An 18,683-nucleotide genomic window follows, 5' to 3' on the forward strand; every position below is an offset into this window, starting at 1 on the left:
TCCGCCCCCACCCTTCCCGTCCCCGGGGGCTCCGCCCCCAGACCCCCGTATCGCGCTGACGCGCTCGTCCTCAAACGCCGGACGGGCTGACTTCAGCCCCGACGGCGGCGCGCCAGCGCGACCGATCCCCCGCCCGTCACCAACAACGCGACCGCACCGCCCGCGATGTACGGCGTCAGAGAACTCCCCCCGGTCTCCGCGAGGTTCGCCTCCGCAGGCGCACCCTGCGGCTTCACATCCGACGCCGGATCGGCGCTCGGCGCGCCCGCCGCCGGAGCAGCGGGCGCCGAACACGTCGCCCCCGCCAAGGTCAACGTCCCCTCCACCTCGGCCACATTCAGCTTCAACGGATTGATGGACACCTTGAGTTCGAGCGCGGACGCCGCCGCCGTGCGGGACGTGGTCTGCGTCGTGGAGAGGTCGAGGCGGACCGAACCGACCCCCGGCACCTGAACCTCCGTCGGGCCGCCCGCGGAGAGCGTCACCTTCTTGCCGAGGACCGTGACCCCGCCGAGCAGATTCGCCGTGGCGACGGGTTTCTTCCCGGCCTCGCAGGTGGCCTTGGACGTCACCCCCTCGACCTCGATGAGCGACAGCAGCGGCAGCCCGGGGACGTGGATCTGGGCATGCGCGAGGTTCGTGTAGCCCTCGGCCTTCCCGGCGGAGACCGTCGCCTTCGCGGTGGCGACGTCGGCGCGCAGTACGCTGAACGGACGCCCGCCGTCGACACCGTCCAACCGCGCGGTCAACGCGGTCTTCTGGGCGCTCTGCGGCGCCTGCACCTGGTTGAGGGAGACCGCGAGCGGCACGTTCACGGTCTTGTTCAGCAGGGACACGTCGAGCCCGGCGCGGAGCACGACGGCACTCGCGCGACCGTGGTCGGCGGTCGCGTGAGCGGAGCCCGCGCCGGCCAGCGCCGCGGGACCGGCGGCGAGGACGGTGGCGGCCGCGGTGGCCGCGAAACGGCGTGCGGGCATGCGGAGGTTGTTGCTGTTCAAGGGTGGGACCCCCATAAGAGAAAGCTTGGGACCCGGCAAGAATTACGCACGGAGAGTGAACAGTCAGCAACCTTCCGCGACTTCACTCCAACGTGGGGTTTCCGTGAATGTCTTCGAATCTCACGGCACGGTTGTTCCCTGTTGTCACCCGCTCAACTGCCCTTGTACGAACGCGCCGATTGACGCGCCGGAGCACGGAGAGGAGTGCATAACGAGCAGGTCCGGCAGCCCGTCACGCAGCGTCAACCGGCCGCCGGAGACCGACCCGGCCGACCCGGCCGACCCGGCCGACCTGACCGACCTGACCGGCTGACGGACCGACCGACCCGACCGACCAAACGCCTAGCCGACCACTCGCCCGTTCAGCACCACCCGGCGCGGAGCCGCCAGCACCCGTACGTCCGCGCGCGGATCCCCCTCGTACACCACGAGGTCCGCGGGCGCCCCCTCGTCGAGCCCCGGCCTCCCCAGCCAGCGCCGCGCACCCCACGTGGTGGCGGAGAGCGCCTCGACGGGCGGGATGCCCGCGGTGACGAGTTCGGCGACCTCGCCCGCGACGAGCCCGTGCGCGAGGGAGCCGCCCGCGTCGGTGCCGACGTACACGGGGATCCCGGCGTCGTACGCGGCGCGCACGGTGTCGTAGCGCCGCTCGTGCAGCCGCCGCATGTGCGCGGACCATTGGGGGAACTTGGCCTCGCCGCCGGCCGCGAGCTGCGGGAAGGTGGCGATGTTGACGAGCGTGGGGACGATCGCGACACCATGCGAGGCGAAGAGCGGGATGGTGTCCTCGGTCAGGCCCGTCGCGTGCTCGACACAGTCGATGCCGGCCTCCACCAGGTCCCGCAGGGAGTCCTCGGCGAAGCAGTGCGCGGTGACGCGGGCGCCCAGACGGTGGGCCTCGGCGATGGCCGCCTCGACGGCCTCGCGCGGCCAGCAGGCCGACAGGTCACCCGTTCCGCGGTCGATCCAGTCGCCCACCAGCTTGACCCAGCCGTCACCGCGCCGGGCCTCCTGGGCGACGTACGCGACGAGGTCCTCGGGCTCGATCTCCCACGCGTAATTGCGGATGTAGCGGCGTGTGCGCGCGATGTGGCGGCCTGCCCGGACGATCTTCGGGAGGTCCTCGCGGTCGTCGATCCAGCGGGTGTCGGAGGGTGAGCCCGCGTCCCGGATCAGCAGGGTGCCCGCCTCGCGGTCGGTCAGCGCCTGCTTCTCGGAGACGTCGTCGGGGACCGGGCCGTGGTGGTCGAGCCCGACATGGCAGTGCGCGTCGACGAGGCCGGGCAGCGCCCAGCCCTCCACGGTGCGGATGTCACGGGCGCCGGCGGGACGCTCGTACGAGATCCTCCCGCCGACGACCCAGAGGTCGTCCCGGACGTCGTCGGGCCCGACGAGCACCCGTCCCTTCACGTGCAGCACCGCGCGATCGCTCATGGACTGCACCTTAATTCGGGGCCTGGTCCCCCTTGCCCACCTGGTCCGGGGTCCCTTCCTCCACATCCGCCATCGCCGGGTCGAGGAGCCGGGACAGGAAGTGCCGCGTCCGCTCATGGCTCGGGTTGCCGATGACCTGAGCGGGCGTGCCGTCCTCGACGATCACGCCGCCGTCCATGAAGACGACGCGGTCGGCGACCTCGCGCGCGAAGGTCATCTCGTGGGTGACGACCATCATGGTCATGCCCTCGTTCGCGAGCATCCGCATGACGGCGAGTACGTCGCCGACGAGCTCGGGGTCGAGCGCCGAGGTCGGCTCGTCGAAGAGCATCACCTCGGGGCCCATGGCGAGCGCGCGGGCGATGGCGACGCGCTGCTGCTGGCCACCGGAGAGCGAGGCCGGGTACGCGTCGGCCTTCTCGGACAGGCCCACGCGCCGGAGGTTCTCGGCGGCGACCTTCGCGGCCTCCGCCTTGTCGCGGCCGAGGACGCGGCGCTGCGGCAGCGTGAGGTTCTCGGTCACCGACAGGTGCGGGAAGAGGTTGAACTGCTGGAAGACCATGCCGATGCGGCGGCGTACGGCGTCGATGTCGACGTCGGGGTGCGTGACCTCCGTACCGCCGACGAAGACCTGCCCCTTGGTGGGCTCCTCCAGGAGGTTCACGCACCGGAGCAGGGTCGACTTGCCGGAGCCGGACGGGCCGATGACGCAGACGACCTCGCCCTGTCCGACCTCCAGGTCGATGCCGCGCAGGACTTCGTTGTCGCCGAAGGACTTGTGCAGGCCCCGGACCTGGATCTCTGGAGTACCTGTACTCACTTGGTGGCCTCCCCCGCCTTCGCTTCGAGACGTCGTACGACGAAACCGAGCGGCACCGTCACCAGCAGATAGCACAGGCCCGCGACCAGGATCGGCGTGGAGTTGGCGGTCTGGCTCGCCAGGTCCCGCCCGAACTTGGTGAGTTCGCGCTCCTCCAGGGTGACCCCGAGGAACAGCACCAGCGAGGAGTCCTTGAAGAGCAGGACGAGTTCGTTGGTGAGCGGCGGGATCACGATGCGGAAGGCCTGCGGGATGATGATCGAGACCATCGCCCGCGTGTGCGAGAAGCCCAGCGAACGGGCCGCCTCCATCTGCCCCTTGGGCACCGCCTGAATGCCCGCGCGGATCGTCTCGGCCATGTACGCGGCCGAGACCAGGCCGAGCGCGAGCGCCACCTTGCCGTAGGTGCCGCCGGGGATCTCCGTGCCCGGGAACGCCAACGGCACGGCGACGCCCACGAACACGAAGATCAGCAGGGCGGGCAGGCCTCGGAAGATCTCGATGTAGATGCCGGCGACCCAGCGGTAGGGGCCCACCGGGGACAGTCTCATCAGGGCGATGACCATGCCGAGCACGAGACCGACGACGAAGCCGGACATCGTGTAGAGCACGGTGTTCTTCAGGGCCAGCGTGATGACGTCCGGGAACATCTGCTTGACCAGGTCCCACTGCGCGAACTGGTTCTTCAGACGTCCCCAGTCGGCCGTGACCGCGAAGGCGATCACGGCCGCGACGAACACGACGTACTGCGCGCCTCGCGACAGCGCGCGCTTCTGACGTCGGGTCAGGCCGGACTTGCGGGGCTGGACAGTTGCGTCGGCACCGCTCATGAGGCGGACGGGGAGGCGGTGGCCGCGGACGCGTCGTACGGGCCGATCCACTGCTCGTAGATCTTCTTGTACGTGCCGTCGGCCTTCGCCTGCTTGATCACCTTGTTGAGCTCGGCGAGCAGCTTGGTGTTGCCCTTCTTCACCGTGAAGCCGTACTGCTCACCGGTGTTGAGGTTGTCCACCACCTTGAAGGCGTCGGCGTTGGCCTTGTCCTTCAGCCAGCCCTGGACGACCGGGTAGTCGATGATGACGGCCTGTACCTGGCCGCTGCGCAGACCGCTGAGGACCGCGTCGGAGGACTCGAAGGAGACCGGGTCGAAGCCCTTGCTCTTCGCGTACTCCTCGCCGGTGGTCTGCGCCTGGGCGCCGAGCTTCTTGCCCTTCGCCTTCACGTCGGCGAGGGAGGTGACGCCGCTCTTCTTGTCGACCAGGACGGCCTGCGTGGCCTCGAAGTACGGGTCGGAGAAGTCGACGTTCTTCTTGCGCTCCTCGGTGATCGTCATGCCGGCCGCGGCGAGGTCGCACTGCTCGGAGTTGAGGAACGCGCCCGTCTTGAAGTTCTCGAAGGGCGTGTCGACGATGACCTGCTTCACACCGAGGTCCTTGGCGGCCAGGTCGATCAGGGAGACGTCGAAGCCCTGCACCTTGCCGTCGATCTCCGACTGGAAGGGCGGGTACGGGAGGTGGGTGCACGTCGTGAGCTGGCCCGCCTTGACCAGGGGGACCCCCTTGACGGTGGTCTTGCCCCCTCCGCTGTCCGAGGAACAGCCGGCCACGAGCAGCAGCCCGGCCGTCGCGGTGGTGGCGGCCAGAATGCGGGTCCGGCGTCCGAGGACCGAGTTCACGGGAACCTCCTGTGGGGGAACTATGAGTTCCGATTATAAGGAAACGTTTGAGTTGCTCAAATCAATCCGATGGTTGCTGCGCCGTCTGGCCTCAGAAGTCGCCGGTCCGAGGGGCCCGAGTGCGCCGGTTACCCTCTGATCTGTCGACCCCGTGAGCGAAGAGAGCACCGCCGTGACCCATCCCTTCCTGGACCTGGCGCCGCTGAGTGCCGCGCGCTTCGCCTCGATCGAGGACCGCGTGGCCCGGCTGCTCGCCACCGAGCAGGACGTCGTGATCATGCAGGGCGAGGCGCTGCTGCCGCTGGAGGGTGCCATCCGCGGGACCGCCGGGCCGGGCACGACCGCGCTCAACGTGATCACCGGTCCGTACGGGCAGACCTTCGGCGACTGGCTGCGGGACTGCGGGGCGACGGTGATCGACCTGGCGGTGCCCTTCCACACCGCTGTCACCGCCGCGCAGGTGCGGGAGGCGTTCGCCGAGCATCCGTCGATCGACTTCGTGTCGCTGGTGCACGCGGAGGCCGCCACCGGGAACACGAACCCCGTCGCGGAGATCGGCGAGGTGGTGCGTGAGCACGGTGCGATGTTCTACCTGGACGCCGTCGCGTCGATCGGGGCCGAGCCCGTGCTGCCCGACGCGTGGGGTGTCGACCTGTGCGTGATCGGGGCGCAGAAGGCGATGGGCGGGCCCGCCGGGGTGTCGGCGGTGTCGGTGAGCGAGCGGGCGTGGGCGCGGATGGCCGCCAATCCCGCGGCGCCGCGGCGGTCGTATCTGTCGCTGCTGGACTGGAAGGAGCGGTGGGTCGACGGCGGCCGCAAGGCACTGCTGCACGCGCCGGCGCAGCTGGAGATGCTGGCGCTGGAGGCCTGCGTCGAGCGGATCGAGAGTGAAGAGCTCGACGCGGTGATGGCCCGGCACGCCTCGGCCGCGGCGGCCACCCGGGCGGGGGCGGTCGCCTTGGGCGGCGGGCTGGAGCCGTACGTGTACGAGGCGTCCGACGCGGCGCCCGTCGCCACGACGCTGCGGGCGCCGTCCGGTGTCGACGCGTCCTCGCTGGTCGCGAAGGCGCTGGCCGCGGATCCGGTGCTGCCGCTCGTCGCGGGCGGCGGCGCCCTCGCGAAGGAGATGATCCGCGTGAACCACTACGGCCCCGACGCCACTCGGGGCGTGGTCCACTCCAGCCTCGCGGCACTGGGCGCCGCGCTCATCGAGTCCGGGCTTTCGGTGGACCTGGAGGGGGCTCGGCGGGCTGTGGCGGAGGCGTGGGGGCGGTAGTCGCCGGGAGGGTTTTCGCCCCCGCCGCCCCTACCCGTCCCGTATCTGGGGGCTGCGCCCCCAGACCCCCGCTATCGGCCCAATGGGCTCGTCCTCAAACACCGGACGGACTAAAGAAGAGAATTCAAGGCCTTCTCCACCCGCTTATCGCGTCACTAATTCACCACAGCTTCCCGTATTCTTCTGCCCGGTTTTCCAGACCCTAAACGCTAAGATTTCGCGAACGCCAAACGACGTAATTCGGGCAGATCTCATGGCCATTACGTTGCTGTGACGCACTCCACAACGCATCCTTTTTATCCGCATTTTCCCGGGCAAACAGGGGCCTCTTTCCCCGATTTCAGACGGCCCTACGCGGGCGCGTGATAACACACAGGCGCACCGTGCGTAACCCCAGCCGACGATGCAATTTCAGCTTTCCCTCGGTAAATTCAATCCGCATGACCGCCGCACACGCAGACCTGCAAGCGGAATTCCTGGAAATGCCGGAGGGACTTCGGATCGACCGTCCGGAGGTGGCCGACGGGGCCGCGCTCTGGCGCATCGCCAAGGACTCCAGAACCCTCGACCTGAACTCCTCATACAGCTATCTGCTGTGGTGCCGTGACTTCGCCGGCACCTCGGCGGTGGCGCGCGACGCGGAGGGCGTGCCGGTCGGATTCGTCACCGGGTACGTCCGGCCGGAGCGCCCGCGCACCCTGCTCATCTGGCAGGTGGCCGTCGACGGCGCGTACCGCGGGCGCGGTCTGGCCGCGGCGCTGCTCGACGGCCTGACCGCACGGGTCACCGAGGAGAACGAGCACCGGCTGACCGCCGTCGAGACCACCATCACGCCCGGCAACACCGCCTCCGAGCGGCTCTTCACCTCGTACGCCGCGCGCCACGGCGCGACCGTCGAGCGCGAAGTGCTGTTCGAGGCAGGCCAGTTCCCCGACGGACCGCACGATCCCGAAGTCCTGTACCGCATCGGTCCCCTGTCCTGATCTCCTTCTCCCCCCACGCTTCGAGGAGCGATTCGCTGTGACCATCACCCAGCCGGACCTGAGCGTCTTCGAGACCCTGGAGTCGGAGGTGCGCAGCTACTGCCGCGGCTGGCCCACCGTCTTCGACCGGGCGCGGGGCAGCCGGATGTACGACGAGGACGGACACGCATACCTGGACTTCTTCGCCGGCGCCGGTTCCCTCAACTACGGCCACAACAACCCGGTGTTGAAACGCGCTCTCATCGACTACCTGGAACGCGACGGCGTCACCCACGGCCTCGACATGTCGACGACCGCCAAACGCGCCTTCCTGGAGGCCTTCCAGAACCTCGTCCTGCGGCCGCGCGATCTGCCGTACAAGGTCATGTTCCCGGGGCCGACCGGCACCAACGCCGTGGAGTCCGCGCTGAAGCTGGCCCGGAAGGTGAAGGGCCGCGAGGCGATCGTGTCCTTCACCAACGCCTTCCACGGGATGTCGCTGGGCTCGCTCGCCGTGACCGGCAACGCCTTCAAGCGGGCCGGTGCGGGCATCCCGCTCGTGCACGGCACGCCGATGCCGTTCGACCACTACTTCGACGGCCAGGTCCCGGACTTCCTCTGGTTCGAGCGGCTCCTGGAGGACCAGGGCTCCGGGCTCAACCAGCCCGCCGCGGTCATCGTCGAGACCGTGCAGGGCGAGGGCGGCATCAACGTCGCGCGGGCCGAGTGGCTGCGCGCCCTCGCCGACCTGTGCGAACGGCGCGACATGCTGCTCATCGTCGACGACATCCAGATGGGCTGCGGACGGACGGGGGCGTTCTTCTCCTTCGAGGAGGCGGGGATCGTGCCCGACATCGTGACCGTCTCCAAGTCCATCAGCGGGTACGGACTGCCCATGTCCCTGTGCCTGTTCAAGCCCGAGCTGGACATCTGGGAGCCGGGCGAGCACAACGGCACCTTCCGCGGCAACAATCCGGCGTTCGTCACGGCCACCGCCGCCCTGGAGGCGTACTGGGCCGACGGTTCCGCCATGGAGAAGCAGACCCGCGCCCGCGGCGAACAGATCGAGCAGGCCCTGATCTCCCTCACCGAGGAGAACCTCGCCGACGTCAAGGAGTACCGGGGGCGGGGGCTCGTCTGGGGGCTGGAGTTCCACGACAAGGAGCGCGCGGGGCGCGTGGCACAGCGTGCTTTCGAACTCGGGCTGCTCATCGAGACGTCCGGGCCGGAGAGCGAGGTCGTGAAACTCCTCCCCGCGCTGACCATCACCCCCGACGAGCTGGACGAGGGGCTGCGCACCCTCGCCCGCGCCGTACGAGAGACCGTCTGAGAAGCACGAAAAATCTGAGAAGCACGAAAGAGAGGCATCGCACCACCGTGATAGTCCGTTCGTTCAAGGACATCGAAGGCACCGACCGGCACGTCAAGTCGGCCTCGGGCACCTGGGAGAGCAAGCGCATCGTCCTCGCCAAGGAGAAGGTCGGCTTCTCCGTGCACGAGACGATCCTGTACGCGGGTACGGAGACGTCGATGTGGTACGCGAACCACATCGAGGCCGTCGTGTGCGTCGAGGGCGAGGCCGAGCTCACCGACGACGAGACCGGGCAGAAGTACACGATCACGCCCGGCACCATGTACCTCCTCGACGGACACGAGAGGCACACGATGCGGATCAAGGAGGACTTCCGCTGCATCTGCGTCTTCAATCCGCCCGTCACCGGACGGGAGGACCACGACGAGAACGGCGTCTACCCCCTGCTCACCGAGCCCGAGGAGGTGTGACATCACCATGACCACTGTCACCGATCTCTACCCCAGCCGCGGCGCCACCGAGGTCTCCGTGCCCCGCCAGGACCCGGTCGTGTGGAGCGCGCCGGGCGAGCCGGGCCCGATCCCGGTCTCCGGTCTCCAGGAGTACGAGCGTGACGGCTTCCTCGCCGTCGAGGAGCTCATCACCGAGGACGAAGTCGCCGTCTACCGGCAGGAGTTGGAGCGTCTCGTCACCGATCCTGCGATCCGCGCCGACGAGCGGTCCATCGTCGAGCCGACGTCGCGGGAGATCCGGTCCGTCTTCGAGGTGCACCGGATCAGCGAGATCTTCGCCCGGCTCGTACGCGACGAGCGCGTGGTCGGGCGGGCCCGGCAGATCCTCGGTTCGGACGTGTACGTCCACCAGTCGCGGATCAACGTCAAGCCGGGCTTCGGGGCCAGTGGCTTCTACTGGCACTCGGACTTCGAGACCTGGCACGCCGAGGACGGTCTGCCGAACATGCGGACGGTGTCCGTCTCGATCGCGCTGACCGAGAACTACGCCACCAACGGCGGCCTCATGATCATGCCGGGGTCGCACAAGACGTTCCTCGGGTGTGCGGGGGCCACTCCGCAGGACAACTACAAGAAGTCCCTCCAGATGCAGGACGCGGGCACGCCCTCCGACGAGGCACTCACCCGCTTCGCCACCCGGCATGGCATCAGGCTCTTCACGGGCAGGGCCGGTTCGGCGACCTGGTTCGACTGCAACTGCATGCACGGCTCGGGGGACAACATCACGCCGTTCCCGCGCAGCAACGTCTTCATCGTGTTCAACAGCGTGGAGAACGCGGCGGTGGAGCCGTTCGCGGCACCGGTGCGCCGGCCCGAGTTCATCGGAGCCCGGGACTTCACGCCGGTGAAGTGACATCCGGGCCTGGGGGGGGGGGGGGGGGGGGGGGAACCCCCCCCCCCCCCCCACCTGGGGTTTCTATGCTTATACGAACGGTCACGCCCCCGCCCCCGCCCCTCCCCCCCCCCCCCCCCCCCCCCCCCCCCCCCCCCCCCCCCCCCCCCCCCCCCCCCCCCCCCCCCCCCCCAACTCCCTCACGCTGCCGGGGTCTTCGTTCCCGCTACAGCCACGCCAGCGAAGCCGCCCGCTCCAGTACGTTCCGCACGGCCCCCTCGTCGCCGGTCGCGCCCCGGGGCACCTCGTCGGGCGCGTACCGCCCGCCCACCAGCAGACAGAAGTCGACGGGATCCAGGACGAGTTCGGCCCGTACGGGCTCGTCCTCGGAGCCCAGCACCCACTGGGCGTCTCCCCCGGCCACCGCGAACAGCACCGGGGCCGCCGTGGAGCCCAGGGCCATGCCCAGGATCCGGACGGCCAGCCGGACGAGTTGCCACAGGTGAGGATCCGGCGGCGGGGGCACCGCGAGTCCGAGGGCCCGTCCGATGTCGTCGCCGTACACCAGCCGCCGATGCAACTCGGCGTCCGTGAGGGTCGGATCCACAGGATCCACAGGATCCACCGGCACCACCACCTCGTGGTGCCTTCCTAGCGCCCTCCCGCACCCCGCGCCAGAGGGAGAGCCCCTCAGCCGGACAGGACGTCCAGCAGCCGGTCGACATCCGCGGGCGTGTTGTACAGGTGGAAGGCGGCCCTCAAGTTGCCCGCGCGGTCCGATACTTCGACACCCGCGCGGCTCAACTCGGGCTGAAGATGGCCCAGTTCCGGCACAGAGACAATCGATGAGCCGGGGGCGGGGATCGGTTCGTGACCCAGGGCGTACAGACCCTCACGGAAGCGGTCGGCGAGGGCGAGGTCGTGGGCGTGTACGTTCGCCACGCCCAACTCCTCGATCAGGGCGAGGGACTGCCGGGCGCCGGCGTACGAGAAGAGGCTCGGGCTCTCGTCGAACCGTCGTGCGGAGTGGGCGAGTTCCTCGACGGGGCCGTAGCAGCTGTCCCAGGGGGCCTCACCCGCGACCCAGCCCGCGAACACCGGGGAGAGTCCGCCGAGGTCCTCCGGGACGACCAGGAAGGCCACGCCCCGCGGGCAGACGAGCCACTTGAAGGCGACGGAGGAGACATAGTCGTACGCGTCCGCCCGCAGCGGCAGCCATCCGGCGGCCTGGGACGCGTCGATGTACGTACGCGCCCCGTGCGCCCGCGCGGCTTCGCGGATCCCCTCCAGGTCGGCGACCCGCCCGTCCGCGGACTGCGCGGCGCTGACCGCGACGAGCGCCGTGCCCGGGCGTACGGATTCGGCCATCCGCTCCAGCGGTACGGCACGGACCTTGAGGTCGCCGCGGACGTGGAAGGGGGTCACGACGGAGCTGAAGTCCGCCTCGGCGGTGAGGACTTCGGCGCCCTGCGGCAGCGAGGCCGCGATCAGCCCGCTGTAGACGGCCACCGAGGCCCCGGCCGCCACCCGGCGTCCGGGAACCCCGACCAGCCGGGCGAACGACTCGCGTGCGGCCTCGACGTCGGCGAACATGTCGGCCGGCCGCCCGGCGGCGACGGACTCGACGGCCGCGCGCATGGCAGCCACCGTGCGCGCCGGTACGAGTCCGGTGCTCGCGGTGTTCAGGTAGGTGTTCTCCGGGGCGAACTCGGCACGTACGAGGCTCTCGAAGGTCTCCATGGGACCACTCTGCGGTCCCAGGAACCCCCCGTCCATTGCCGATTTTTACGTGGAACCGCTAAGAGGCGCTTATACGTGGGCTCCGACCTGCGCTTTTCAGCTCTGCGGTACCGCGCATCCGTCCGGGCCGCAGGCCTCCGCGCCGGCGGAACCGTCCTGGATCAGCTTGAGCGGCGGGCGCTCGCCCCACGCCTGGGTCAGCGCCTGCGCGAAGACCTCGGCGGGCTGGGCGCCGGAGACGCCGTACTTGCGGTCGAGGACGAAGAACGGGACACCGTTCGCGCCCAGCTCGGCGGCCTCGCGCTCGTCGGCGCGCACCTCGTCGGCGTACGCCTTCGGGTCGGCGAGGACCGCGCGGGCCGCGTCCGCGTCGAGCCCGGCGGCGGCGGCCAGCTCCACGAGCCGCTCGTCGTCGGCGAAGACGGTCCGCTCCTCGGCGAAGTTCGCCTTGTACAGCAGGCCGATCAGCTCGTCCTGCCTGCCCTGCTCCTTGGCGAAGTGCAGCAGGCGGTGCATGTCGAAGGTGTTGCCGTGGTCGCGGTCCCGGGTGCGGTAGTCCAGGCCCTCGGCGGCGGCCTGCGCGCCCAGGTTCTCCTCGCCGGCCTGCGCCTGCGCCTCGCTCATGCCGTACTTCTTGGTGAGCATCTTGATCACGGGCTGGATGTCGCCCTTGGCGCGACCGGGGTCGAGCTCGAACGAACGGTGCACGACCTCGACCTCGTCGCGGTGCGGGAAGGCGTCGAGCGCCTTCTCGAAGCGGGCCTTGCCCACGTAGCACCAGGGGCAGGCGATGTCGCTCCAGATCTCGACGCGCATGTCTTCGGCTCTCTCCAGGTCGTACGGATGCGGAGACGCTCTCCGCCCAGTACGTGAACATTCAATCGAGTCGGGTCATTCCCCGGCCACCGCATACCTGAGGAACAAGTGGTGGTCACCCTCGGCGGGCGGGTTCTCCGGGTCGGGGACCCAGCCCTGACGCGCGTAGAACGCCTGGGCGCGCGCATTGCCGACGTGCACGTCGAGGGTGGCCGTCCGCTTCCCGTCGGCCCGCCACTCCTCGGCGCAGGCCGCGTGCAGCGCGGTGCCGATGCCGTCCCGCCAGCGGTCGGGGGCGACGTGGAACTGGTAGAGCTTCACGGTGTCGGCGGGCGCGCCCTCGGCGGTGCGGAAGGAGGCGATGCCCACCAGACGCCCCTCGCGCACCGCGCACAGGACATGGCCGTCGGGGCGCTCGATGGTGCTCCGCCAGCGGGCCGGCCAGTCGAAACCGTCCTCCGGCAGGCCCTGCGGGTAGTACGTGGCCCGGGCACGGACGTGCAGTTCGGCGACGGCGTCGGCCTCGCTGGGCAGCGCGGTCCTGATCACGAGGGAACCGACGGTGCGGCGTGTTCTGATCATGCAGCCGAGGACGTTTCGGAGACGGCCGCGGTTCCGAGGCGGCTGAACTGCGCGCGGTACGCGCTCGGGGTGAGGCCGGTGCGGCGCACCAGATGGCCGCGCAGGGAGTCGGCCGTGCCGAGGCCGCAGGAGCGGGCCACCTGGTCCATCGGGAGCGTGGTCGTCTCCAGGAGTTCCTTGGCGCGTTCGACGCGCTGGTGGAGGAGCCACTGGAGGGGGCTGACGCCGCTCTCGGCATGGAAGCGGCGGGTCAGCGTGCGCACGCTGACGCCCGCGTGCCGGGCGAGGTCGGTGAGCGTGAGCGGCTTGTCGAGGTTGCGCATCGCCCAGCCGCGGGTGTCGGCGCAGGCCTCGCCGCGCTCGGGCGGCAGCGGCGTCTGCGTGAACTGGGTCTGGCCGCCCGGCCGTACGGGGGCGACGAGGGCGAGCCGCGCCACCTGGTTCGCCGCCGCGGCACCGTAGTCCGTCCGGATGATGTGCAGGCAGAGGTCGATTCCGGCGGCGTACCCGGACGAGGAGAGGATCTGGCCGTCCTGGACGTACAGGACATCGCCTTTGAGGTCGACCGCCGGGTACCTCTTGCGCAGCTCCTCGGCCTGTTCCCAGTAGGTCGTGGCCTCACGGCCCTCGAGCAGCCCCGCCTCGGCCAGCGCGAAGGCACCGCTGCAGATGGACGCGATCCGCTTTCCCGCGGCCGCGGCCTCGCGCAGGGCGGCGACCGTGCGCGGGTCGGGCGCATACCGCTGCCCGGTGCCCGCGACGAGCAGCGTGTCCGCATCGCGCACGACGTCCAGTCCGTGTCGTACGTGCAGATCGAGGCCGCCGGTGGTGGGTACGGGGCCCGGCTCCGGGGCGCAGATGATCACCTCATAGCCCGGCCGGCCGCCGACCTCGACCTTCTCGAACAGGAGCTCCGGGATCGCGAGGTTGAACATCGACACGGGCGACGCCGCGATGACGGCGATGCGGTGGACGCCCCGCGATCGGGTCATGGCCAGAACCTCCGGATGTATGGCGTTCAGGCCACTACTGTACGCCGCCGGACATCCGCAGCATGGAGGCATGTCAACGAACCCGACCACCGAAACGCGCGCAGCCGATGCTCAACAGTCCTCTGCCAAACGGGAGTTGAATCACTCCCCTTCTCCCGCACTCACCCTCACCGCCGCCCTCCTCGGCTTCGCCCTGATCACCCTCGACGCGTCCGTCGTGAACGTGGCGCTCCCGTCGATCGGGGCGGCCCTCGGCGGCGGGATGTCGGGGCTCCAGTGGGTGGTGGACGCGTACACACTGGCGTTCGCGGCGCTGATGCTGTCCACCGGGGCCTTCTCGGACCGGGCGGGGGCGAGCCGGGCGTACGGGATCGGGATCACGGTGTTCACGCTGGCGTCGGTGGCGTGCGGTCTCGCGCCGAGTCTGCCGGTGCTGGTCGGCTCGCGCGTCGTGCAGGGGGTCGCGGCGGCGGTGGTGCTGCCCGCCTCGCTGGCACTGGTGCGGCAGGCGTACGCCGATGCCGCGAGGCGGGCGCGGGCGGTGGCCCTGTGGGCGGCCGGCGGGTCGGTCGCGGTGGCGCTGGGCCCGGTGGCGGGCGGTGCGCTGACCACGGTGTGGGACTGGCGGGGGATCTTCTTCATCAACGTGCCGTTGGGGGCGGTGGCACTCGTGCTGCTGGTACGGGCGCCGCGCTCGCGGCCCCGGCCCGCGCCGCTGGATCTCCCCGGCCAGCTGACCGCGGTCGTGGCGCTCACGGCGCTGACCTTCGCGGTCATCGAGGGCGGCCGTACCGGGCTGGTGGCGCTGGCGGTGGCGGTGGCCGCGGCCCTGGTCTTCCTCCGCGTGGAGACCCGGCAGGCGCACCCGGTGGTGCCGCTCGGTCTGTTCCGCAGCCGGAACGTGAGCGTGGCGGTCGCGGCGGGGGCGGCGTGCAGCGTGGCCTTCTACGGGGTGGTGTTCCTGTTCTCGCTCTTCTTCCAGCAGGTCCAGGGGCGTTCGGCGCTGTACGCGGGCCTGATGTTCCTCCCGATGACGGGCCTCATCGCGGTCACGAACATCGGGGCGGGCAAGCTGGCGGGGCGGTACGGCGTGCGGTTGCCGATGCTGCTCGGCCAGTCCCTGGCCGCGCTGGGGTCGTTGATCCTGCTGTACGTCGATTCGTCGACTCCCCCTGCCCTGGTAGCCGTGCTCCTGGTCCCCATGGCGCTGGGCTGCGCCCTGACGATCCCGCCGCTCACGGCCGCGATGATGGACGCGGTGCCCTCGGACCGGGCGGGGCTGGCGGCGGGGGTCCTCAACTCCGCCCGCCAGGTGTCCGGCGGCCTCGCCATCGCGGCCTTCGGCTCCCTCGTCTCGGGGGGCTTCGAGTCGGGGCTGCGGGTGAGCCTCGGACTCAGTGCGGCGTTGCTCGCCGTGTCGGCGACGGCGACCTTCGGCATGCGGGTGGCTCGCTAGGCCCTGACATCAAACTTCCGTCTGCCCCGCCCTCCGGGCGGACGACGGGAGTTTGACGACAGGGCCCAGAAGGTCGCCCCCGGGCGCATCAACTGCCGTCTCTCAAGTCCCGCGGCCAGTTCGGGCGGAACTCGATCCCGTCGTACGTCACGACGCAGCCCTCCCCCATGGGCGACTGGGCCATGAAGCCGACGAGGGCGGCGGAGGTCTCCTTCTCGTCGCCCAGGGTGAAGAGGCGCACGAAGGTCCAGCGCTCGCCGTCGCGGGAGGCGTGGAAGGCGAAGGCGCGGCCCGTGCGGCTCAGCCGGAGCCAGACAGAAGAGCCGTCCACGGTGAAGGAGTTGGCGTCGTCGGAGTGCCCCCGGGTGACCACCGTGCAGACGGTGGGCACGTCCGGGGAGTACTCCAGACACAGCTTCGCCCAGGCCCGTTCGCCCACATGGACGTAGAGAACCCCCGCGTCGAAGGAGGCCGCGAAGCCGACCGTGACGCGCGCGATCAGCTGGAAGTCCCCCTCCGGCGCCCCGAGCAGGCGGGGCGCGTCGGAGGCGGGGTCCAGGGCTTCGCCGGTGGGCGGGACGAAGCGGTCCTGGCGGGGGCCCGCCCAGCCGGTGAGGATCCCGTCCTCGTACGACCAGTGCCCGTCGGAGCCGTAGGTGCGGAGGGCGAAGGGGAGTTCGGGGAGTTCGACGTCCATTGCGTGAGTCTCTCAGGTCCAGTACAGCGCCCTTAAGGGGCGCGGGGCTGTGACAATCATGCGGCTCCGTCGCGTGGGCACGATCAGCCACGGACGGTCCGCAGCCCGTACACCCGCTCAGCCCTGACGGCGCTATCGCTCCAGTCGGCCGTCGTAACGGCGGGGCAGCCCCAGCGGATTGTCATCACGGAGCTCCGGCGGCAGCAGCGCCTCCGGCGCGTTCTGGTACGCAACGGGGCGCAGCCACCGCTCGATGGCCGTACCGCCGACAGAGGTCGACGTGGACGTCGTCGCCGGATACGGCCCACCGTGGTGCTGGGCCGGGGCGACCGCGACACCCGTCGGCCAGCCATTGACCAGCACGCGCCCCGCGAGCGGCGTCAGCTCGGCGAGGATCTCCGCGCCACGGCCCTCGCCGGCGGCCTCCTCCGTGGAGAGCTGCACGGTCGCCGTGAGGTTGCCGGGGAGACGGGAGAGGACCGCGCTGGCCTCGGACTCGTCCTCGTAGCGGGCGACCACCGTGAGTGGGCCGAAGCACTCCTCCAGGAGCAGGTCGTGCTCGCCCTCGGCGGTGAGCTTCTGCGCGGGCACGGTCAGGAAGCCGGGGCTCACGGTGTGCTCGCCGCCCGCGCCCGGGGTCACCGGGGACTCCACGTCCGGGAGTTCGGCGCGCTCGGCGACTCCGGCGATGAAGTTGTCGCGCATCCGGTGGTCCAGGAGCACGCCCGCGTCGGTGTCGCTGACGGCGTCGGTGAGGGACTTGAGCAGGCGGTCGCCCGCCGCGCCCGCCGGTGCGAGGACCAGGCCCGGCTTCACGCAGAACTGGCCGACGCCCAGCGTCATCGAGCCCGCGAGCCCGGCACCGATCGCCTCGGCGCGCTCGGCGGCGGCGGCCTCGGTGATCACGACGGGGTTGAGGGAGCCGAGCTCGCCGTGGAACGGGATCGGCACGGGACGCGCGGCCGCGGCGTCGAAGAGCGCGCGGCCACCGCGGATCGAACCGGTGAAACCGGCCGCCGTGACCAGCGGGTGCCTGATCAGCTCGATGCCCGCCTCGAAGCCGTGGACGAGACCGACGACGCCCTCGGGGATGCCGTGCCGGGCGGCGGCCCGGCGCAGGACGGCCGCGACCAGCTCGGAGAGCGCGGGGTGGTCAGGGTGGGCCTTGACGACGACCGGGCAGCCGGCGCCCAGCGCGCTCGCCGTGTCGCCGCCCGCGACCGAGAAGGCGAAGGGGAAGTTCGAGGCCGAGTAGACGGCGACGACGCCCAGCGGCACCTTGTAGCGGCGCAGGTCGGGGATCGGCGGGGTCGCGGTGTCGTCGGGGTGGTTGATCACGACGTCGAGGAAGGCGCCCTCGTCGACGATGTCCGCGAAGGCGCGCAGCTGGTAGCAGGTGCGGGCGAGTTCGCCGGTGAGCCGGACCGGGCCGAGCGCGGTCTCCGCGTCGGCGGCCTCGACGAGCTGGTCCTTGGCACCTTCGAGCAGGTCCGCGGCGGTGCGCAGGAAGGCGGCGCGCACCGCGCGGTCGGCGAGCGCGGGGCGCGCGCTGTGCGCGGCGCGGACGGCCTCGTCCACCTCCTGGGCTGTGGCCTCCACCGCAACCTGTTCACGCTGCTTCCCGGTTCGGGGGTCGACACTCCAGACTGGTGCTGCTGCCACCGCGGGTCCCTCCAGATTGTTGCCGCAGTTCTTCACCGCAGTTCTTATGCCATCCACCAGGGGCGTTCGATATACTGAACGCTGTCTCTGATGATGAATATGATGCGGAGACTATTTCCCGTCCAACGAAGGGGTCAAGGGCGATGTCGGCAGGCGAGACAGGCGGCGGGGCGCAGGTCAAGTCCGCGGTACGGACCGTGGAATTGCTCGAATACTTCGCCGGCCGACCCGGTATGCACTCCTTGGCCGCCGTGCAGGAAGCCGTCGGTTATCCGAAGTCCAGCCTCTACATGCTGCTGCGTACGCTCGTCGAGCTCGGCTGGGTCGAGACGGACGCGACGGGCACGCGGTACGGCATCGGCGTACGGGCCCTGCTGGTCGGCACGTCGTACATCGACGGCGACGAGGTGGTGGCCGCGGCCCGACCGACGCTGGACCGCCTCTCCGACGACACCACGGAGACGATCCACCTGGCCCGCCTCGACGGCACGAACGTCGTCTACCTGGCCACACGCCAGTCGCAGCACTACCTGCGTCCGTTCACGCGGGTGGGCCGCCGTCTCCCCGCCCACTCCACCTCCCTCGGCAAGGCCCTGCTCGCCACCCACACCGACGAGCAGGTCCGCAAGATGCTGCCGGAGACGCTCCCCGCCCTCACCGAGCACACGATCACCGACCGGGAGAAGCTCATCGGGGAGCTGCACCAGGTCCGTGAACAGGGCTTCGCGGTGGACCGCGAGGAGAACACGCTGGGCCTGCGCTGCTTCGGCGTCGCGATCCCCTACCGCACGCCCGCCCGTGACGCGATCAGCTGCTCGGTGCCGGTGGCGCGCCTGACGCCGGCGCACGAACAGATGGTCAAGGACGCCCTCTTCGACGCCCGCGACCGGCTGACGCTGGCGACGCGGAGGCTCTGA

General features: G+C 70.5%; 18 protein-coding genes and 1 pseudogene. 7 read left to right on the forward strand and 12 right to left on the reverse strand.

What is annotated here, in order from left to right; all coding sequences use genetic code 11:
* Positions 1-92: 92 nt before the first annotated feature.
* The 5 genes from ACZ4WS_RS28355 to ACZ4WS_RS28375 all read right to left on the reverse strand — a co-directional run bounded on the left by ACZ4WS_RS28355 (position 93) and on the right by ACZ4WS_RS28375 (position 4,927).
* Complete coding sequence (locus tag ACZ4WS_RS28355) at positions 93-998, reverse strand: SCO1860 family LAETG-anchored protein (protein WP_467984697.1); 906 nt, start codon at positions 996-998, stop codon at positions 93-95.
* 342 nt (positions 999-1,340) lie between these two features.
* The gene (locus ACZ4WS_RS28360; protein ID WP_467984699.1) at positions 1,341-2,432 is read right to left on the reverse strand and encodes an amidohydrolase family protein; all 1,092 of its coding nucleotides are present in this window, start codon (positions 2,430-2,432) and stop codon (positions 1,341-1,343) included.
* A 10-nt stretch (positions 2,433-2,442) separates the two neighbouring features.
* The gene (locus ACZ4WS_RS28365) at positions 2,443-3,252 is read right to left on the reverse strand and encodes an amino acid ABC transporter ATP-binding protein (RefSeq protein ID WP_467984701.1); all 810 of its coding nucleotides are present in this window, start codon (positions 3,250-3,252) and stop codon (positions 2,443-2,445) included.
* Complete coding sequence (locus ACZ4WS_RS28370; RefSeq protein WP_467984704.1) at positions 3,249-4,082, reverse strand: amino acid ABC transporter permease; 834 nt, start codon at positions 4,080-4,082, stop codon at positions 3,249-3,251. The genes ACZ4WS_RS28365 and ACZ4WS_RS28370 overlap by 4 nt, the downstream gene beginning before the upstream one ends.
* Positions 4,079-4,927, reverse strand: coding sequence for a transporter substrate-binding domain-containing protein (locus ACZ4WS_RS28375; RefSeq protein WP_467984707.1), 849 nt, complete (start codon positions 4,925-4,927; stop codon positions 4,079-4,081). The genes ACZ4WS_RS28370 and ACZ4WS_RS28375 overlap by 4 nt, the downstream gene beginning before the upstream one ends.
* Positions 4,928-5,099: 172 nt before the next feature.
* Here ACZ4WS_RS28375 and ACZ4WS_RS28380 point away from each other — a divergent pair, with 172 nt between their 5' ends.
* From ACZ4WS_RS28380 to thpD, 5 genes are all read left to right on the forward strand, one after another.
* Positions 5,100-6,203, forward strand: a complete 1,104-nt coding sequence (locus ACZ4WS_RS28380; protein ID WP_467984991.1) for a pyridoxal-phosphate-dependent aminotransferase family protein — start codon at positions 5,100-5,102, stop codon at positions 6,201-6,203.
* A gap of 440 nt (positions 6,204-6,643) precedes the next feature.
* Entirely contained in the window at positions 6,644-7,186 is a 543-nt protein-coding gene (ectA, locus tag ACZ4WS_RS28385) for a diaminobutyrate acetyltransferase (RefSeq protein ID WP_467984711.1), read from the forward strand.
* A gap of 37 nt (positions 7,187-7,223) precedes the next feature.
* Entirely contained in the window at positions 7,224-8,495 is a 1,272-nt protein-coding gene (gene ectB / locus ACZ4WS_RS28390; protein WP_467984713.1) for a diaminobutyrate--2-oxoglutarate transaminase, read from the forward strand.
* A 47-nt stretch (positions 8,496-8,542) separates the two neighbouring features.
* Positions 8,543-8,947, forward strand: coding sequence for an ectoine synthase (locus tag ACZ4WS_RS28395; RefSeq protein WP_467984715.1), 405 nt, complete (start codon positions 8,543-8,545; stop codon positions 8,945-8,947).
* A gap of 7 nt (positions 8,948-8,954) precedes the next feature.
* Positions 8,955-9,842 carry an ectoine hydroxylase gene (thpD, locus tag ACZ4WS_RS28400; RefSeq protein ID WP_467984717.1) on the forward strand — a complete coding sequence of 296 codons (888 nt, stop codon included), beginning with the start codon at positions 8,955-8,957 and terminating at the stop codon, positions 9,840-9,842.
* Between the two features lie 205 nt (positions 9,843-10,047).
* On the opposite strand, the pseudogene ACZ4WS_RS28405 reads toward thpD, so the two are convergent.
* From ACZ4WS_RS28405 to ACZ4WS_RS28425, 5 genes and pseudogenes are all read right to left on the reverse strand, one after another.
* Positions 10,048-10,386 (reverse strand): annotated as a pseudogene (locus ACZ4WS_RS28405) (maleylpyruvate isomerase family mycothiol-dependent enzyme); the annotation flags it as partial.
* A gap of 125 nt (positions 10,387-10,511) precedes the next feature.
* Positions 10,512-11,561, reverse strand: coding sequence for an aminotransferase class V-fold PLP-dependent enzyme (locus ACZ4WS_RS28410; protein WP_467984720.1), 1,050 nt, complete (start codon positions 11,559-11,561; stop codon positions 10,512-10,514).
* Positions 11,562-11,657: 96 nt separating this feature from the next.
* On the reverse strand, positions 11,658-12,377 hold the full coding sequence (locus ACZ4WS_RS28415) for a DsbA family oxidoreductase (protein ID WP_467984721.1): 720 nt from the start codon (positions 12,375-12,377) through the stop codon (positions 11,658-11,660).
* Between the two features lie 75 nt (positions 12,378-12,452).
* Positions 12,453-12,959 (reverse strand): GNAT family N-acetyltransferase, encoded by a 507-nt coding sequence (locus tag ACZ4WS_RS28420; protein WP_467984723.1) that lies wholly within the window; start codon positions 12,957-12,959, stop codon positions 12,453-12,455.
* Entirely contained in the window at positions 12,956-13,951 is a 996-nt protein-coding gene (locus ACZ4WS_RS28425; protein WP_467984726.1) for a GlxA family transcriptional regulator, read from the reverse strand. The genes ACZ4WS_RS28420 and ACZ4WS_RS28425 overlap by 4 nt, the downstream gene beginning before the upstream one ends.
* Before the next feature lie 70 nt (positions 13,952-14,021).
* Between ACZ4WS_RS28425 and ACZ4WS_RS28430 the strand changes: the two genes are divergently transcribed.
* On the forward strand, positions 14,022-15,407 hold the full coding sequence (locus tag ACZ4WS_RS28430; RefSeq protein WP_467984728.1) for an MFS transporter: 1,386 nt from the start codon (positions 14,022-14,024) through the stop codon (positions 15,405-15,407).
* 88 nt (positions 15,408-15,495) lie between these two features.
* On the opposite strand, the gene ACZ4WS_RS28435 is transcribed toward ACZ4WS_RS28430, so the two are convergent.
* Positions 15,496-16,104 carry a DUF1349 domain-containing protein gene (locus tag ACZ4WS_RS28435; RefSeq protein WP_467984730.1) on the reverse strand — a complete coding sequence of 203 codons (609 nt, stop codon included), beginning with the start codon at positions 16,102-16,104 and terminating at the stop codon, positions 15,496-15,498.
* 132 nt (positions 16,105-16,236) lie between these two features.
* Positions 16,237-17,766, reverse strand: coding sequence for an aldehyde dehydrogenase (NADP(+)) (locus tag ACZ4WS_RS28440; RefSeq protein WP_467984732.1), 1,530 nt, complete (start codon positions 17,764-17,766; stop codon positions 16,237-16,239).
* Between the two features lie 143 nt (positions 17,767-17,909).
* Here ACZ4WS_RS28440 and ACZ4WS_RS28445 point away from each other — a divergent pair, with 143 nt between their 5' ends.
* Positions 17,910-18,683 carry an IclR family transcriptional regulator gene (locus tag ACZ4WS_RS28445; protein ID WP_153291284.1) on the forward strand — a complete coding sequence of 258 codons (774 nt, stop codon included), beginning with the start codon at positions 17,910-17,912 and terminating at the stop codon, positions 18,681-18,683.

This window comes from Streptomyces sp. NPDC029292, assembly GCF_055569295.1.

Coding starts and splice junctions, on each gene's coding strand:
- ACZ4WS_RS28415 (WP_467984721.1), bottom strand. CDS start 12,377: ATGCGCGTCGAGATCTGGAGCGACATCGCCTGCCCCTGGTGCTACGTG.
- thpD (WP_467984717.1), top strand. CDS start 8,955: ATGACCACTGTCACCGATCTCTACCCCAGCCGCGGCGCCACCGAGGTC.
- ectA (WP_467984711.1), top strand. CDS start 6,644: ATGACCGCCGCACACGCAGACCTGCAAGCGGAATTCCTGGAAATGCCG.
- ACZ4WS_RS28360 (WP_467984699.1), bottom strand. CDS start 2,432: ATGAGCGATCGCGCGGTGCTGCACGTGAAGGGACGGGTGCTCGTCGGG.
- ACZ4WS_RS28435 (WP_467984730.1), bottom strand. CDS start 16,104: ATGGACGTCGAACTCCCCGAACTCCCCTTCGCCCTCCGCACCTACGGC.
- ACZ4WS_RS28445 (WP_153291284.1), top strand. CDS start 17,910: ATGTCGGCAGGCGAGACAGGCGGCGGGGCGCAGGTCAAGTCCGCGGTA.
- ACZ4WS_RS28370 (WP_467984704.1), bottom strand. CDS start 4,082: ATGAGCGGTGCCGACGCAACTGTCCAGCCCCGCAAGTCCGGCCTGACC.
- ACZ4WS_RS28420 (WP_467984723.1), bottom strand. CDS start 12,959: ATGATCAGAACACGCCGCACCGTCGGTTCCCTCGTGATCAGGACCGCG.
- ACZ4WS_RS28430 (WP_467984728.1), top strand. CDS start 14,022: ATGTCAACGAACCCGACCACCGAAACGCGCGCAGCCGATGCTCAACAG.
- ACZ4WS_RS28425 (WP_467984726.1), bottom strand. CDS start 13,951: ATGACCCGATCGCGGGGCGTCCACCGCATCGCCGTCATCGCGGCGTCG.
- ACZ4WS_RS28410 (WP_467984720.1), bottom strand. CDS start 11,561: ATGGAGACCTTCGAGAGCCTCGTACGTGCCGAGTTCGCCCCGGAGAAC.